General features: G+C 58.8%; 1 pseudogene. It reads left to right on the top strand.

Going from position 1 to position 245, the window contains the following annotated elements:
• Window positions 1–245, top strand: a pseudogene (locus FVA95_RS30260) (homoserine dehydrogenase); the annotation flags it as partial.

Raw genomic sequence — 245 nt, 5'->3', positions numbered from 1 at the left:
GATCTGTACTACGAAGCTGCGGTAGCCGGGGCAATTCCGATCGTCCGCCCGCTGCGCGAGTCTCTTGTCGGAGATCAAATCACTCGTGTTATGGGCATCGTCAATGGCACGACCAACTACATCCTTGACCAAATGACGACTACGGGTGCCCGGTTCGATGAAGCCCTTGCCCAGGCGAAAGCTCAAGGGTATGCCGAGGCCGATCCGACGGCTGACGTGGAGGGTTATGACGCTGCGGCTAAGGC

Source organism: Pseudonocardia sp. EV170527-09, assembly GCF_008369905.1.
Taxonomy (GTDB): domain Bacteria; phylum Actinomycetota; class Actinomycetes; order Mycobacteriales; family Pseudonocardiaceae; genus Pseudonocardia.
This window is presented reverse-complemented; position numbering and strand designations above follow the sequence as displayed.